The organism is Parasphingorhabdus sp. SCSIO 66989, assembly GCF_032852305.1.
GTDB lineage: Bacteria > Pseudomonadota > Alphaproteobacteria > Sphingomonadales > Sphingomonadaceae > Alterisphingorhabdus > Alterisphingorhabdus coralli.
On the sequence record NZ_CP136594.1, the window covers coordinates 2,525,371 to 2,540,090 of the forward strand.

General features: G+C 57.1%; 17 protein-coding genes. 14 read left to right on the forward strand and 3 right to left on the reverse strand.

Annotation, left to right across the window (positions count from 1 at the left end):
* The first annotated feature begins 16 nt into the window (after positions 1-16).
* The 11 genes from bchL to RB602_RS11910 all read left to right on the forward strand — a co-directional run bounded on the left by bchL (position 17) and on the right by RB602_RS11910 (position 9,150).
* A complete protein-coding gene (bchL, locus tag RB602_RS11860) occupies positions 17-901 on the forward strand; it encodes a ferredoxin:protochlorophyllide reductase (ATP-dependent) iron-sulfur ATP-binding protein (RefSeq protein ID WP_317080792.1) in 885 nt (294 codons plus the stop codon).
* Entirely contained in the window at positions 901-1,596 is a 696-nt protein-coding gene (gene bchM, locus RB602_RS11865; RefSeq protein ID WP_317080793.1) for a magnesium protoporphyrin IX methyltransferase, read from the forward strand. Before bchL ends, bchM begins: the two co-directional genes overlap by 1 nt.
* Positions 1,593-3,032 carry a BCD family MFS transporter gene (locus RB602_RS11870; RefSeq protein WP_317080794.1) on the forward strand — a complete coding sequence of 480 codons (1,440 nt, stop codon included), beginning with the start codon at positions 1,593-1,595 and terminating at the stop codon, positions 3,030-3,032. Before bchM ends, RB602_RS11870 begins: the two co-directional genes overlap by 4 nt.
* A 30-nt stretch (positions 3,033-3,062) precedes the next feature.
* Positions 3,063-3,830: a photosynthetic reaction center subunit H gene (puhA, locus tag RB602_RS11875; protein ID WP_317080795.1), complete on the forward strand. Its 768-nt coding sequence runs from the start codon at positions 3,063-3,065 to the stop codon at positions 3,828-3,830.
* A complete protein-coding gene (gene puhB, locus RB602_RS11880; protein ID WP_317080796.1) occupies positions 3,827-4,438 on the forward strand; it encodes a photosynthetic complex putative assembly protein PuhB in 612 nt (203 codons plus the stop codon). The genes puhA and puhB overlap by 4 nt, the downstream gene beginning before the upstream one ends.
* Positions 4,435-4,911: a photosynthetic complex assembly protein PuhC gene (gene puhC / locus RB602_RS11885; RefSeq protein WP_317080797.1), complete on the forward strand. Its 477-nt coding sequence runs from the start codon at positions 4,435-4,437 to the stop codon at positions 4,909-4,911. Before puhB ends, puhC begins: the two co-directional genes overlap by 4 nt.
* Positions 4,911-5,204, forward strand: a complete 294-nt coding sequence (locus tag RB602_RS11890) for a hypothetical protein (protein WP_317080798.1) — start codon at positions 4,911-4,913, stop codon at positions 5,202-5,204. The genes puhC and RB602_RS11890 overlap by 1 nt, the downstream gene beginning before the upstream one ends.
* The gene (acsF, locus tag RB602_RS11895) at positions 5,204-6,283 is read left to right on the forward strand and encodes a magnesium-protoporphyrin IX monomethyl ester (oxidative) cyclase (protein ID WP_317080799.1); all 1,080 of its coding nucleotides are present in this window, start codon (positions 5,204-5,206) and stop codon (positions 6,281-6,283) included. The genes RB602_RS11890 and acsF overlap by 1 nt, the downstream gene beginning before the upstream one ends.
* Complete coding sequence (gene puhE, locus RB602_RS11900) at positions 6,277-7,065, forward strand: putative photosynthetic complex assembly protein PuhE (protein ID WP_317080800.1); 789 nt, start codon at positions 6,277-6,279, stop codon at positions 7,063-7,065. The genes acsF and puhE overlap by 7 nt, the downstream gene beginning before the upstream one ends.
* 17 nt (positions 7,066-7,082) lie before the next feature.
* The gene (gene hemA, locus RB602_RS11905) at positions 7,083-8,303 is read left to right on the forward strand and encodes a 5-aminolevulinate synthase (protein WP_317080801.1); all 1,221 of its coding nucleotides are present in this window, start codon (positions 7,083-7,085) and stop codon (positions 8,301-8,303) included.
* 199 nt (positions 8,304-8,502) lie between these two features.
* A complete protein-coding gene (locus RB602_RS11910) occupies positions 8,503-9,150 on the forward strand; it encodes a hypothetical protein (protein WP_317080802.1) in 648 nt (215 codons plus the stop codon).
* Between the two features lie 108 nt (positions 9,151-9,258).
* Here RB602_RS11910 and RB602_RS11915 read toward each other — a convergent pair whose 3' ends face one another.
* A complete protein-coding gene (locus tag RB602_RS11915) occupies positions 9,259-9,774 on the reverse strand; it encodes a c-type cytochrome (protein WP_317080803.1) in 516 nt (171 codons plus the stop codon).
* Positions 9,775-9,896: 122 nt separating this feature from the next.
* Positions 9,897-11,192, reverse strand: a complete 1,296-nt coding sequence (locus RB602_RS11920) for a DUF3422 family protein (protein ID WP_317080804.1) — start codon at positions 11,190-11,192, stop codon at positions 9,897-9,899.
* Between the two features lie 40 nt (positions 11,193-11,232).
* On the opposite strand from RB602_RS11920, the gene RB602_RS11925 reads away from it, so the two are divergent.
* The 3 genes from RB602_RS11925 (at position 11,233) to RB602_RS11935 (ending at position 13,012) form a co-directional block, all read left to right on the forward strand.
* Positions 11,233-12,324 (forward strand): NAD(P)H-binding protein, encoded by a 1,092-nt coding sequence (locus RB602_RS11925; RefSeq protein WP_317080806.1) that lies wholly within the window; start codon positions 11,233-11,235, stop codon positions 12,322-12,324.
* Positions 12,325-12,660: 336 nt separating this feature from the next.
* The gene (locus tag RB602_RS11930; RefSeq protein ID WP_317080807.1) at positions 12,661-12,816 is read left to right on the forward strand and encodes a light-harvesting protein; all 156 of its coding nucleotides are present in this window, start codon (positions 12,661-12,663) and stop codon (positions 12,814-12,816) included.
* A gap of 13 nt (positions 12,817-12,829) precedes the next feature.
* Positions 12,830-13,012: a light-harvesting protein gene (locus RB602_RS11935; protein WP_317080808.1), complete on the forward strand. Its 183-nt coding sequence runs from the start codon at positions 12,830-12,832 to the stop codon at positions 13,010-13,012.
* Between the two features lie 222 nt (positions 13,013-13,234).
* Here the strand turns inward: RB602_RS11935 and RB602_RS11940 are convergent, their stop codons facing one another.
* Positions 13,235-14,644 carry a PucC family protein gene (locus RB602_RS11940; RefSeq protein ID WP_317080809.1) on the reverse strand — a complete coding sequence of 470 codons (1,410 nt, stop codon included), beginning with the start codon at positions 14,642-14,644 and terminating at the stop codon, positions 13,235-13,237.
* Positions 14,645-14,720: the final 76 nt, after the last annotated feature.

Here is a 14,720-nt window from a genome sequence, read left to right on the forward strand (position 1 = left end):
AAGAGGAGACCCCCCTATGTTAGACGGAAGCGATGCTCCACCCGATGGCGAAGGCTCGGTCCAGGTCCATATGGACCCGGCGGACCAGATCAAAACCGCCAAGGTTTTTGCGGTTTATGGCAAGGGCGGTATCGGCAAATCGACCACCTCCTCCAACCTGTCGGCAGCGTTCACCAAGCTCGGCCATCGCGTCCTGCAGATCGGCTGTGATCCCAAGCATGACAGCACTTTCACCCTGACCAAGAAGATGATGCCGACGGTGATCGACGTGCTCGAAACCGTCGACTTCCACAGCGAGGAACTGCGCCCCGATGACTATATGTTTGAGGGCTATAATGGCGTGATGTGCGTTGAAGCGGGCGGCCCGCCTGCTGGCACCGGCTGTGGCGGCTATGTCGTTGGCCAGACGGTCAAATTGCTGAAACAGCACCATCTGCTCGAAGATACCGATGTGGTGATCTTCGACGTTCTCGGCGACGTGGTCTGCGGCGGCTTTGCAGCACCGTTGCAGCATGCTGATAACGCCATCGTCGTAGCCGCCAATGATTTTGACAGCATCTTCGCCATGAACCGCATCGTCGCGGCGATCAATGCCAAGTCGAAAAACTATAATGTCCGCCTTGCCGGTTGCGTTGCCAACCGCTCGGCGCAGACCGACGAGATTGACCGCTTCTCCGACGCTATCGGCATGAAGCGACTGGCGCATTTCAAGGATCTGGATGCGATCCGCCGTTCGCGGCTGAAAAAATGCACTCTCTTCGAGATGGAGAACAGCCCCGAAGTTGAAGCCGCGCGCGAAGAATATATCGCGCTGGCGAAGAAGCTCTGGAACGGTGCTGATCCACTTGAGACCAAGCCGATGAAAGACCGCGATATCTTTGATTTTCTGGGGTTTGAATAATGGAACAGGGCTTAGCTTCCACGACATATCATCAGAGCCGCCAGCGGCTGGAGCATTATTTCGACCAGACCGCACGCAAGGCTTGGGAAGACCTGACCTCCGACGTGCCGGTCAGCGGTATCCGCGCCACTGTCCGCGCCGGACGCGACAAAATGCGCAATATCCTGCTCGATACACTGCCCACCGATATGCATGGGATGCGGCTGCTGGATGCCGGTTGTGGGACCGGGGCGCTGTCGATCGAGGCGGCCAAGCGTGGCGCGCATGTGGTGGCGGTCGATGTGTCGCAAGGGCTGATTGACGTTGCACAGAAGCGCGCGCCGGAAGGCCTCTCCATTGACTGGAAAGTCGGCGATATGCGCCATCGCGATCTTGGCATTTTTGACCATGTCATCGCCATGGACTCGCTGATCCATTACAGTCAGGAAGATGTGATTGCGGTGCTCAAAGCCTGGTCCGACCGCACCAACAACATTGCCTATACCTTCGCGCCGGGCACGGCCCTGCTGCGCACCATGCATGTTGTCGGCAAGGCCTTTCCGCGCAGCGACCGCTCTCCCGCGATCAAGCCATTGTCCGAAGCGCGGCTGAGCAAGGCCATCGAAGCCGCCCTGCCCGATTGGCAGATCGACTTTACCAAGCGGGTTTCCAGCGGGTTCTATAAATCCGAAGCCATGGGGATGCGTCGCAAGTGAAGCAACAGGGCTCCTTTATCGGTTTCTGGCAGAGCGTGGGTATCCGCGCCCTGCCTTTCGCCGATGCGGCGAGCACTGAATTGCCCCTTGGCCGCTTGTTGCGGCTGGCCCTGTTTCAGGTGAGTGTCGGGCTGGCGGTCGTGCTGCTCAACGGCACACTCAACCGGGTGCTGATCGTTGAGCTTGGTATCCCGACATGGATCATCGCCCTGATGATCGGTATTCCGCTGGTCGTCGCCCCGTTCCGCGCGCTGATCGGCTATAAATCCGATACCCATCGCTCGCTGCTCGGTTGGCGGCGGGTGCCCTATATCTGGTTCGGCACGCTCGGCCAGTTTGGCGGCTTTGCCATTATGCCGTTCGCGCTGGTACTGCTGACCCGTGAAGACACCTTTATGGCCGGTGTTGCAGCTTCTTGCCTCTCTTTTCTCCTCACCGGGGCAGGCATGCATGTGACCCAGACTGCAGGCCTGGCGCTAGCCACCGACATTGCGCCCGAAGACAAACGCCCGCGCGTTGTGGCCCTGCTCTATGTCATGCTGCTGGTCGGCATGATGATCGCCGCCTTCACCATCGGCAATTTGCTGATCGATTTCTCCAACACCCGGCTGGTCGAGGTGATCTCCGGCGCTGCGGTCGTCACCGCTGTGCTCAACATTATCGCGCTGTGGAAGCAGGAAGCGCGTGGTACCGCCCTCAAAAAATCCGATCCGCCCTCGCCGCCTTTCAGCGAAATCTGGGCCGGTTTCACCGCACGCCCAAACACCAAACGCCTGCTTCTCGCCATTGGTCTCGGTGCGATGGCCTTTGCCATGCAGGATGCGCTGCTTGAGCCTTATGGTGGCGAGATACTCGGCCTGTCGGTCGGTACAACCACAGCACTGACCGGCGCATGGGCTGTCGGCGCGCTTATCGCCTTTGCCTATAGCGGCCAGCGCCTCACCCATGGTGCAGACCCGTTGCGTATCGCCGGCACCGGGGCTGTTGCCGGGATATTCGCCTTTCTGATGACGCTGTTTGCCGCACCCTTTGGCTCGGTGCCACTGCTGTTTATCGGCGCATTGGGCATTGGCTTTGGAACCGGCCTGTTCTCGGTAGGCACAATGATTGCCGCCATGGCGCTTTCCAGAAACGGTGCAGCGGGCCTCGCGCTCGGCGCATGGGGCGCGGTGCAGGCGAGCGCGGCCGGGCTGGGCATCGTGCTGGGCGGACTGATCCGTGACGGCATCGCCTATTACGCCCTGGCCGACGGGCTGGGCCACACATTGGCAGTACGCGCCAGCGGCTATGGCGCGGTCTATTGTCTGGAGATTTTCTTATTACTCGTGACGCTGATCGTTTTGGGGCCGGTGATTGGGCTGCCCAACACCGATGCCGACGAAACGCGCACGGATAATGCAGGTGAACGCTTTGGCTTGAGCGAGTTTCCGACCTGATTGAACCGGAAATGACTGAGGAGACGTGAGATGGAAACGCATTTTGTAGGAGTGTATGATGTGGCCTTTGTGGCCCTGATCGCCTTTTTTGGCTTTTTCCTGGGGCTGGTTTTCTACCTGCGCCGCGAAGATCGTCGTGAGGGCTATCCACTCGAGCATGAACTGAGCGGGCGCAGCGAAACGCTGGGCGGGCCGTTGCTGCATGCTGAACCCAAGACCTTCAAAATGCCTTTTGATCGTCCGGATATGACCACCCCGACCATCGGCAAGGAAGCCACCGATATTGCGGCAAGGCGCTCCTTCCGCTCTGCTGGCGCGCCCTATGTGCCGACCGGCAATCCGTTGAAAGACGGCATTGGTCCGGCATCCTATGCCAATCGGTCTGACCATCCTGATCTCGATGGCGAAGGCCGCCCGCGCATCGTGCCGATTGATACCGTGCCCTATATCACGGTGCACAAGAAGGACGCTGATCCGCGCGGAATGGAAGTCGTGGGCGCAGATGGCAAGGTCGCAGGCACGGTCAGCGACATCTGGGTCGACCGCGCCGAGCATCAGGTGCGCTATCTGGAAGTCGATACCGGCAGCACCAAGGTTCTGGCACCAATGGCGATGTCCACGATCCAACGCAGAAAGAACCGTGTCACCATTGATGCGATTAACGCCGCGGATTTTGCCGATGCCCCAACGCCGAAAACACTGGGCCAGATCACCTTTTACGAGGAAGAGCGGGTCATCGGCTATTTTGGCGGTGGCTATCTGTACGCCAATAGAGACCGTCAGGAGCCGCTGATATGAGCGAATATGATTCCGAACCCATTCCCGGCCTGCCCGAGGAACTGCCACAGGATGAATATATCATCTGGCAGGGTTCGCCCGACTGGAAAGTCATGGCAAAAACAGCGCTGCATATCCGCATTGCCCTTGCCTTTGTGATTGTCTTCTCGGTGATCACGGCAACGCAGACCAGCCTGTCCACCGGACTGGTGCTGCTCGGCGTTGGTGCACTCAGCATTGGCATCTTTGTCAGCTATCTTGTGCTGGTCGAGCGCACCACGCTCTACACGCTTACCAATAAGCGCGTGGTGCTGCGTTCGGGTGTTGCATTGAACTATTGCCTCAACCTGCCGCTGACGCGGATTGAGGCGGCGGACCTTAAACTGCTGGGTGATGACTTTGGCAGCATCGCCCTCCAGCTCGAGGGCACGCCCAAGATCGGCTATTTCATGCTGTGGCCGCACGCCACATCGCTCAGCATCATCCGTCCACGTCCGATGATCCGCGCCATAGCCGAAGCGCCCAAAGTTGCCCGCATGCTGTTTGAAGCCACAAGCAAGCTGCAGGATATTGCGCCGAAAACCGAAGCAGAAACTGACAATGTGCCGCTGAAAGGTCTGCCCGCATGAGCCATTCTCACGATCATGATCCAACAGTACCGCCAGGTGCACTTGTCGGCGCGGCGGTGCTGATCCTCACCTGCCTTGCCATGACCGCGGCTGTCACCAATGGCTATCTGCCCAAATCCGGCAGTCCCGAGTTGTCCCGCGCGCAGCAAGCCATCGCGCAGGAGAAAACGCGGACTTTGTTCTTTGCCGATACCGCAGAAGGCGGCGTCGAGGTCACCGACTCTATCACCGGCGAAACGGTGCTGGAGGTGCCTTATGGCGAAGGCGGTTTCCTACGCGCAAGCCTGCGCCGACTGGTCAAGGAACGTCGCGCCCGGGGCATTGGTGCCGAAACGCCCTTTACTCTCATTCTCTGGGAAAATGGCGCACTGTCGCTTGATGACCCCACCACCGGCAAAAAGGTTGAGATTCAGGGCTTTGGCCCCGACCACACCAATATGTTTGCATCCATGATCAAAGGAAGTGATAGCTGATGTCTCTCTTCTCCTCAGAAACATTTGATACCGGCTGCCAGATCGAGATTGAGCAAAGCCCGGATCATTTCCATGCCCATGTCCGGCTCGACGGCGATATCCCGATCTATCCCGGCGACAAGGTGCTGGTGCATGGCGAACCAATCATGGTCTCGTTCGGTGAGAAGGTCGCTTATGACCGCACCGCCACGGTCGAGCGCGCTGGCCCACTCAAGCAGCTATGGACCAAGATAGCCGGCCATTTCGAGATGGCCGAACTTTATGAAGTCAGTTTCAATCCAGGGAGGTTGTGATGAACGCACCGACGAAAAAACTTGAGCCCGCCCTGCACGGTTCTCCCGATACCATGGCAATTGCGCGGCAGGAAACCGTGCTCTCGCCGCGCTTCTACACCACCGATTTTGACGCCATGGACAAGATTGACGTCTCTCTGGTGCGCGACGAGTGGGAAGCGCTGATGGAAGAGATGGAGGACGACCGCAACAAGAAGCATTTCCGCAAGACCAATGCTTTTGACGGTGTGATCGAACGGCTGGAGCCAGAACTGCAGAAAGAGTTTATCGACTTTCTTGCGAGCTCGCTGACCTCGGAGTTTTCCGGCTGCATCCTGTACGCAGAGATCGCCAGGCGCACCAAGAACAAAGACGTCAAGCGGCTGATGAAGCTGCTGGCGCGCGATGAGAGCCGCCATGCCGGATTTATCAACGAGACGCTGAAAGGTGCGGGCATTGGCGTGGATTTAAGTTTCCTCACCAAGACCAAGAAATACACCTATTTCCGGCCGAAATTCATCTTTTATGCGGTCTATCTGTCAGAGAAGATCGGCTATGCGCGCTATATCACCATCTTCCGGCATCTGGCGCGCAATCCGGACAATAAATTCCACCCGATTTTCGACTGGTTTGAGGATTGGTGCAATGACGAGTTTCGCCATGGCGAGGCCTTTGCGATGCTGCTGCGCTCGGACCCCAAGCTGCTGAAGGGCCATAACAAGCTGTGGATCCGCTTCTTCCTGCTGTCGGTCTACGCCACCATGTATGTCCGCGATCACAACCGCCCGGTCTTCCATGAGGCATTGGGCGTTGATCCGGCAGATTATGGCTATGAGGTGTTCGACATCTGCACCAAGATTTCCGAACAGGTTTTCCCGGTCAAGCTCGACACCAATGATCCGCGTTTCCGCCAGGCTATGGAAGACCTGCGTATGGCCTCCAACGGCATCGAAGATGCCAAGGCCCGCGGCGGCATTTCCGGCAAGCTGGGCCAGGCAAAGCATATCGCCAAAGCCGGTATGGCCTTTGCCCGGATGTATTTCATGAAGCCGCAGGCCAATGAGCTGCCGCAGAAAATCAGGCTGCAACCTGCATGGTAGGGTTTAGCGACCTTGCTCTGGCGATGATCGTGGTGACGGCCCTGTGGTTCGTCAGCACTGGACTGGTAGCGACGCTGAACCATCGCCATCGCCAGTCCTTTGCCCGGTCGCTGATTATCGCTGGTGGCTGCGGCATTGGCGGTCTTGCCCTCCTGGTTTTCAGCAGCACCACCGATGCCGTCTGGGCGGTGTACACATCGTTCTTGGCGGGTCTGCTGATCTGGAGCTGGCATGAGATCAGCTTCCTGACCGGTGCCGTAGCCGGATCGCACCGCGAGCCCTGCCCGGAAAATGCGACAGGCTGGGAGCGTTTCTCGCTCGCCACCATGGCGCTGATCCACCATGAGGTAGCGCTTGCGATGACCGCTGGCCTGCTGCTCTCGCTCGCATGGTTCACCGAGAATTCTACCGGTGCGCTGACCTTTGCACTGCTGCTGATTTTCCGGCTGTCGTCGAAGTTCAACATCTATCGCGGTGTGCCCAATATGAGCGATGAGCTCCTCCCCAGCCACCTCGATTATCTCAAAAGCTATTTCGGACCCCGGCGGTTGCGGCCGATGCTGATTGTTACAATCCTTGCGATTCTCGGATTGGCGGCCTATTTCGGCTTCACTGCCTTCACCGCTTCAGCAACCAGCGACATTGTTCAGGCAACTTTACTGGGTGGCCTGTGTTTATTGGCTGCGCTGGAGCATTTTTTCTTCATCATCCCGTTTCGGGATTCTGCCCTGTGGCAATGGGCACTGGAAGCACGTGATAAACAACGCTATGACTATAAATGATAATGAGGAGTGTGGGCATGGATTATGAAAGCTATTTCGGCGACGAGCTGCAGGCCGTCCGCGATGAGGGCCGCTATCGCATCTTCGCCGAGATTGAGCGCAAGGCCGGGTCGTTCCCGCATGCCACACGCTATGTCGAAGACGGCACCACCGAGGTCACCGTCTGGTGCTCCAATGATTATCTCGGCATGGGGCAACACCCCAAAGTCACACAGGCGATGCACGATGTGATTGACCAGTGTGGTGCGGGTGCGGGGGGCACGCGCAACATCTCTGGCACCAATCACCACCATGTTCTGCTCGAAAATGAACTGGCCGATCTGCACGGCAAGGAAGACGCCCTGCTCTTTACTTCCGGCTATGTCTCCAACTGGGCTGCGCTCGGCACACTGGCTGCGCGTATTCCCGGCTGCGTCGTGCTTTCCGATGCGCTGAACCATGCCTCAATGATTGAAGGCATCCGACACAGCCGCGCCGAATGCATGATCTGGGAGCATAATTCACCCGAAGATCTCGACCGCAAGCTGGCAACACTTGACCCCGACCGGCCCAAGCTGGTCGCGTTTGAGAGCGTCTATTCTATGGATGGCGATATCGCGCCAATCTCGGAAATTCTCGATGTCTGCGAGAAGCACAATGCGATGAGCTATATCGATGAGGTGCACGCGGTTGGCCTGTATGGTCCACGCGGCGGCGGCGTTGCCGAGCGTGAAGGCCTGATGGACCGGATCACCGTGATTGAAGGCACGCTGGGCAAAGCCTTTGGTGTGATGGGCGGCTATATCGCGGCATCGCGCAATCTGTGCGACTATGTCCGAACCTTTGCCAGCGGCTTTATCTTTACCACCGCCCTGCCCCCGGCGATTGCCGCCGGTGCATGCGCCAGCATCCGCCATCTGAAAGATAGCAATGCCGAGCGCGAGCGTCATCAGGAGCGGGTGCAAAAGGTTCGCGGTGCGCTGGATCGCATGGGCATCCCGCATCTGGATAACCCCAGCCATATCATCCCGGTGATGGTCGGCGATGCGCATAAGTGCAAATTCATCAGCGACTGGCTGATGGACAATCACGGCATTTACGTCCAACCGATCAACTATCCCACCGTGCCGCGCGGCACCGAAAGACTGCGGATCACGCCATCACCGGTGCACAGCGATGGCGATATCGACCGGCTGCTCAATGCGCTGAGCGATATCTGGTCACGTTGCGAACTGGCACGGCGGGACGTGGCGGCGTAAGCTAAGCAGGCTCTAAGACCTATTCTCTTTTGGCGGAGCGCGAAACCTAGCTGCTCCGCCGGGGTTGTTGCGCCTTTTCAGAGTGCTTAATCAACACCAATGTCGACCATACTGTAATTGACCTGACCTCCTCTTCTCCGCCAATGGCGGCTCCTGCTCATGCGGTCAGCACGAGTATTTGAGAAAGCGGAGGCACTTCATGAAAACATCTGCGCGCACCATCACGATTGGTGCTATGACAGTGGCGTCACTGGCCCTGACGGCTTGTGACGGCTTGGGCGGTGGCACAGCCGACCCCAAATTTGAGATCACCCAAAATCCGGATGCCTGCTTTCGCGCAGTGACCGAGCATCTGGGCGCCGATACCAAAGTCCTCAGCGTCTCATCCCTGTTCAGTGCGGGCAGCGAGTTGAGCTATTCGGATGATCCAAAAGGCCAGATGACAAATTGCACCGTCGATTATCAGGATCCGGATAATGCCGATGCGCTTCTGCGTGTGGGCCTGAAAATCGCCAGCGGCGAATTCACCAGCCCCAAGACGGTTGACCTCACCGTTATTGGAATTGACCCGGATTTCAATCTGGACGAGCATCTTATTGCTTTGGGTGATATCGACAGCTCGGGCCTTGCCGCGATCATAAAAGAGCAGGAGCCGATACTCTCCAAAACCTATGAGACTTATGGTTGGTCGGCAGTCAGTCTGGAAGCGCCCGACAACAACCATGATGCCTACCGCATAGATTTGCGCGTAAGGGGCCTAAAGACTGATGACCCGGCACCAAAGTCCGGCGCAGTCTCTGTCTCGGTAGATGGTAAGACAGTCTCTACCGACCATCTGATCCCTTGACCGAATGCAAAGGGAGCCGTCGTCCAGTTGATGACGCCTCCTCTGCAAAAAGCCAAAAAAAGGGCCGGAACAATCCGGCCCTTTTTATTCATTCGCTATCTCGTCAGATCAGCTAGGATCTTTGAGATATGCAATCACGTTCGCACGGTCCTGATCTTTTGGCAGGCCGTTAAAAATCATCTTGGTGCCCGGCAGATAGCCGCGCGGGTCTTTGAGGTACTCAAACAGAACATCTTCGGTCCAGGTGATACCGCTATTGGCATTGGCATCGGAATAGCTGAAGCCTTCAACCGAACCAGCGTTACGTCCAACAATTCCTGCCAGCGATGGGCCTACCTTGTTCACACCTTCCTTCACCTCGTGACAGGTGCGGCACTGGCTGAATACGACTTTACCCGCAGCCGCATCACCAGTCAGGCTGGCGAAATCCGTGCCACCTTCCCCTTCAGCAGCAGCTTCTTCCTCGGCGGGGGCTTCTTCTTCAGCAGGAGCGGCTTCTTCCGCCGGAGCTTCTGCTTCTGCGGGTGCTTCTTCTGCCGGAGCCTCACTCTCGGCGCCGCCGCCACAGGCAGCTACCAGAGCCGACAGGGCGACCACGCCAGCTAATTCCTTCAACTTGACCATGTCTTCTCCCATCCATCGTTTTGTATTGATACGATAATCAACCGTTTAAGACTATATTAGTTCCATACGCAATTAAAGGGCATAATCGCCCGCATGCTATATCGCAGTTAAGCCTATGACATTTATTCTTTTTTAGACTCTGTTTCCTGCAGAACTTTGCCCCGAAGATGGTGTACAAACAGCCATATGATCAAAATCACCGGAACCGTAACGGCACCCATGATGATTTCGGGCCAATATCCCTTTTGCAAAGCCGATACGCCTTTGACCATATATCCGATCAATCCGACCAGATAATAGGCGGCGGCGATCACCGACAGACCCTCCACCAGAGTCTGCAACCGCAGCTGCAGCAAAGTCGAGCGTTCCATCGATTGAGTCAGGCTGAGGTTCTGCGCCTTGATCCGGGTATCAATCCGTACATCAAGCGTGTGCATCACCCGTGAGATACGCTCGGCAATGCGAGTCAGCCGCGCCTGAAAGGTGGCGCAGGTTCGCGTTGCGGGAACCAGTCGCCGCTCGGTAAACTCGGTTAATGTCTGATAGCCCGCAACCGGCGTGATCTCCAGCGCCTGCAACCGATCCGATGCGACTTCGGAATAGGCAGCGGTTGCACTGAGGCGAAAGCCGGTCGCGGAGCGGATCAACTCAAGCCGAGAGGAGATATCGGCCAATTGCTGCAGCAGCGCATCATCATTGTCCTCATCTGTGGCGATGGCTACCTGCTCGGCGTGAAGCGAAAGCTGTTTCTCCAGCTCATCGACCTGCGGCCCATATTCCTGCACCGTCGGGAAACCCATCAGCGCCATATTGCGATAATTACCCAATTCCTGAACCCGCTGAATGATGCGGCCACGCTCATTGTCTGACACATCCCCTGCCAGCACCAGCAAACGACCAAATCCGTCATTATGGATGCCAAAGTCCGACCAGATGCGCAGCACGCCATTGACATCGCAGCACACCATATCCACCCCGGCCATGCCCATGGCGTCGAGATTGGCATCAACCTCTTTCTGGCTCGGCACCACACGCACCCGCGTCGCCCGCAAAATCGCCCCCGGCCAGTTTGCCAGCCAATAAAGATAGGGGTCTGCCAGCTTTGCCGGCATATTGGCGGGCAATATCAGGGTGATGGTGCTGGCCTCGGTATGCCGCTCCCACAGAAAATGCACGCCATTGGCGGTATGCGCGGTGGCGCTGCGCGGGCTGAGATGCCATTCGGCAAAATCGGGCCGGTCATTGATAAGATACTGGTCTTCTGGCTGTCGCTGCGCGGCATCTACCAGCAGAACATATTGATAGATTTGGCAATCTTCGGGGACAGGAGCAAAGCGCCGCAAATTCATCTCATCCACGGCCCATTGGCGCAATGGATGATCATTTGCGGTTTTTGGTCGGCTTGGCCGATCGCTCATGCTGTCCCCCCATGAACCTGAGTTACGATGATGCCGATAAATGCGCCAACAAGCAAATTCAGGCGCCATGTTCGGGCTTTTGATTATGGCGCGTCGTGCTAGAGTTAGCGCCATGCCCGATCCTGTAACGGCCAAAGCTGAGTCTGGTTCCACTACCCCCAAAAGAGTGATGATGCTGGGCGGCACCGGCACCATAGGCCGCGCAACGGTGCGCGTGCTGATGGAACGCGGGCATGATGTCACCTGCTTCCTGCGCAAACGCGATGGCGCAACCGACGCCGGCATACCACCAGAACTGGCGGGCGCAGCGCTGCGCTTTGGCGATCTCGCCGATCCACAATCCTGGCAGAAAGACGGCTTTTGCGGCGAGGCATTCGATGTGCTGGTCTCGTGCCTCGCCTCGCGCACGGGCGCGCCAAAGGATGCGTGGGCGATTGACCATCAGGCGCATCTGTACGCACTGGAGGCGGCGCAGCAGGCCGGCGTGAAGCATATGGTGCTACTCTCCGCCATTTGCGTCCAGAAACCACTGCTTGCCTTTCAGCATGCCAAGCTGGCCTTTGAAAAAGCGTTGATGGAATCGGGCATGACTTGGTCCATCGTCCGCCCCACCGCTTTCTTCAAATCGCTATCAGGTCAGCTAGACCGGGTAAAAGCGGGCAAACCCTTCTTACTGTTCGGCGATGGTGAACTGACTGCCTGCAAACCCATCAGCGACAATGACCTCGGCAACTATCTGGCGGATTGTCTCGATGATCCGGCGCTACATAACCGCATCTTGCCAATCGGCGGCCCCGGCCCGGCAATCACACCTTTGCAACAGGGCGAGAAGCTGCTTGCACTGCTCGGCAAGGAACCCAAATATAGCCGTGTGCCTCCCGCGATGATGAGCGTTATCATCGGCATACTAAAAATGCTTGGCTGGATCATTCCCGCAGCCAGAGACAAAGCCGAACTAGCCCGCATCGGGCGCTATTATGCAACCGAATCAATGCTGGTGCTGAACCCGGAAACGGGTGAATATGATGCTGATGCGACACCCGAATATGGCAGCGAGACCCTTTTCGACTATTATCAACAGCTTGTCAGGGGTGAAGCCGAGGCAGAACGCGGCGACCATGCCGTGTTCTAACCTTGAAGAGAAACCTGCCTTAAGATACTATAATATAACGTTAAACAGACTTAGGTGATTGTGAATAACATGACCCAATAGCTGCTCTATGACTAGTGTCAATTAATGTTGACACATGATAGTGTTAATAAAGTTTGACAACTCCGTTCCAAACTGGAATATTGACACTGCATAGAGCTACTAGTGATCGGCCCGATGCACATTTTGCGCCCCCTCCGCACTTCGGTGTGGACAATGAGAGGAAGTTTAATTCCCGTTGGCGTCTGCTTGGCATGAGATTCCGGCTTACAGCCTCATTTTCGTGACATGCCATAATCGGAGAAGAGGAAACGCTATATGACTGAAGCTGATACCAAGGTTTATCCAACCGGCCTCACCGAGGCCGAGGCGATTGAGATTAATGACGGGCTTAAATGGGGAACCCGCATTTTCGCCGCTATTTCTGTTTTTGCCCATGTTTTGGCGTTCGCACTGACGCCGTGGCTGCAATAAGGGAGACTGAGCAATGAATGAAGGTCGTATGTTCCTCTATGTGAGTCCGAATGTCTTGCTGCCATTGCTGTTTGTGATCATGGTGTTGACGTCTCTCAGCGTCCACTATTCGATCCTGACAAACACGACATGGTTTGCTGATTTCTTCCAGGGAAGTGCAGCCGCAGCGCCAGCAGAACCAGCCGCTGCCGAATAGGCCATCACTGTAATCTACGATTTGAGGCTTCGGTCTCTGATCGGATTACCACAAATTTGAGGGCTCGGTCGATATGACCGGGTCCTTTTTGTATCTGCAATGGCCCCGAAGAAGGGTGTCCTGCCCGGTTTGCGCTCAGGCCTTTAGCATTTCGTTCCCATTGCTTTCCTAGCCTGACTAGCAAGGCAAGCGCTCAGCATAGATTGTGCTACTCAGAGTTTATCACGGCTGCGCAATCTCTGCCTTGGCCGGTGTGCGCCTCAGCAATGGCACCATGATGGCCAAGGCGATAATCAGCAAGATGATCTCCAACGCATAGACAATGATATAACCGTTGGTGACGGGCGGCCAAGCCTCCGACAGAATGATATCGCGACCAACATCGCGCAACACCCCGCCAAGCGCAGCGCCTACACCCGCAGCGGTTGCCTGCACCGCGCCCCATGCGCCCAGTGCCATGCCTACCTGACCCTTGGGTGCGTGGCGCATGGTAGCTGTCAGCGTGCCATGGCCGAATAGTCCGGCACCACAGCCAATCAGCAATACCCCTACCGAGAAGAGCTGCGCCGCCTGCGACGGAGCCGCAGCAATAACCAATGCAAATCCGGGCAGCCCCATCAACGCGCCCGTAGCGGTCATCGTCATCGGATCGCCACCGCGGCTGAGAATTTGCGAGGCCATGGCAAAACCGACAAGACTGCCCCCGGCGAAAATCGCAGTCAGCTTGGTGGTGGTGCCCACTCCCATGCCCAGCACCTGCCCGCCATAAGGCTCGAGCAGCACATCCGACATGGTGAACGCCAATGTGCCAAAACCGATGATAATCAACCGACGCATCGCATAGCCCTGGACGATGAACATGTCCCAGCTTTGCTTGAAAGTCGGCGGCGGCGGTGGCGCTTCCTTCATCAGATGCGCAGGCGTCCGCGCTTCCTGCTTCCAGGTGGCGACAAAGTTCAGCGCTATGGTAATCACCGCACAGGCCTGAATCACCTGTATCAACCGACCCGGCGTAAAGTCAGCTAGGAACGCACCAAACGCGAGCGCAGCGACGATCGATCCGACCAAAAGGCTGACATACATCAGGCCGACGACATTCGCCTGCTGATCCTCACGCGCCAGATCGGTCGCCAAAGCGAGGCCGACCGTCTGGGTGATATGCACGCCCGCGCCGACCAGCAATATCGCAATGGCCGCACTGCCCTGCCCGAACCAGACCGGCCAATCCGCCGATTGCAGCTCTCCCGCCAGCACCAACAGCGCAAAAGGCATCACCGCCAGCCCGCCAAATTGCAGCATCGTACCGCGATAAATATAGGGCACCCGCCGCCAGCCCAGCGCCGACTGGTGCACATCGGAGCGAAAGCCAATCAGCGCCCGGAACGGCGCGAACAGCAGGGGCAGCGCCAGCATCACGCCAACAATCGTCGAAGCCACTTCCAGCTCGACAATCATTACCCGGTTAAGCGTGCCGACCAGCAACGTCAGCGAGATACCGACCGAAAACTGGATAAGCGAAAGCCGCAACAGCCGGGACAAAGGAAGATCATCACTGGCGGCATCGGCAAAGGGCAACACCTTCTTGCCCCAGCGCATCCAGATATCCATCAGCTTTCTGTCGAACCGATTCACTGTGGCGCTCTATACCCTTCACTGTGTAGCCTTAGCCTTACACAGAAAAGAGTATAGAAACCGATACATAACCGCA

What these genes read in the sequence shown, in the direction of transcription:
- bchL (WP_317080792.1), top strand. Translation starts at nt 17, where the DNA reads ATGTTAGACGGAAGCGATGCTCCACCCGATGGCGAAGGCTCGGTCCAG.
- bchM (WP_317080793.1), top strand. Translation starts at nt 901, where the DNA reads ATGGAACAGGGCTTAGCTTCCACGACATATCATCAGAGCCGCCAGCGG.
- puhA (WP_317080795.1), top strand. Translation starts at nt 3,063, where the DNA reads ATGGAAACGCATTTTGTAGGAGTGTATGATGTGGCCTTTGTGGCCCTG.
- puhB (WP_317080796.1), top strand. Translation starts at nt 3,827, where the DNA reads ATGAGCGAATATGATTCCGAACCCATTCCCGGCCTGCCCGAGGAACTG.
- puhC (WP_317080797.1), top strand. Translation starts at nt 4,435, where the DNA reads ATGAGCCATTCTCACGATCATGATCCAACAGTACCGCCAGGTGCACTT.
- RB602_RS11890 (WP_317080798.1), top strand. Translation starts at nt 4,911, where the DNA reads ATGTCTCTCTTCTCCTCAGAAACATTTGATACCGGCTGCCAGATCGAG.
- acsF (WP_317080799.1), top strand. Translation starts at nt 5,204, where the DNA reads ATGAACGCACCGACGAAAAAACTTGAGCCCGCCCTGCACGGTTCTCCC.
- puhE (WP_317080800.1), top strand. Translation starts at nt 6,277, where the DNA reads ATGGTAGGGTTTAGCGACCTTGCTCTGGCGATGATCGTGGTGACGGCC.
- hemA (WP_317080801.1), top strand. Translation starts at nt 7,083, where the DNA reads ATGGATTATGAAAGCTATTTCGGCGACGAGCTGCAGGCCGTCCGCGAT.
- RB602_RS11910 (WP_317080802.1), top strand. Translation starts at nt 8,503, where the DNA reads ATGAAAACATCTGCGCGCACCATCACGATTGGTGCTATGACAGTGGCG.
- RB602_RS11915 (WP_317080803.1), bottom strand. Translation starts at nt 9,774, where the DNA reads ATGGTCAAGTTGAAGGAATTAGCTGGCGTGGTCGCCCTGTCGGCTCTG.
- RB602_RS11920 (WP_317080804.1), bottom strand. Translation starts at nt 11,192, where the DNA reads ATGAGCGATCGGCCAAGCCGACCAAAAACCGCAAATGATCATCCATTG.
- RB602_RS11925 (WP_317080806.1), top strand. Translation starts at nt 11,233, where the DNA reads ATGCGCCAACAAGCAAATTCAGGCGCCATGTTCGGGCTTTTGATTATG.
- RB602_RS11930 (WP_317080807.1), top strand. Translation starts at nt 12,661, where the DNA reads ATGACTGAAGCTGATACCAAGGTTTATCCAACCGGCCTCACCGAGGCC.
- RB602_RS11935 (WP_317080808.1), top strand. Translation starts at nt 12,830, where the DNA reads ATGAATGAAGGTCGTATGTTCCTCTATGTGAGTCCGAATGTCTTGCTG.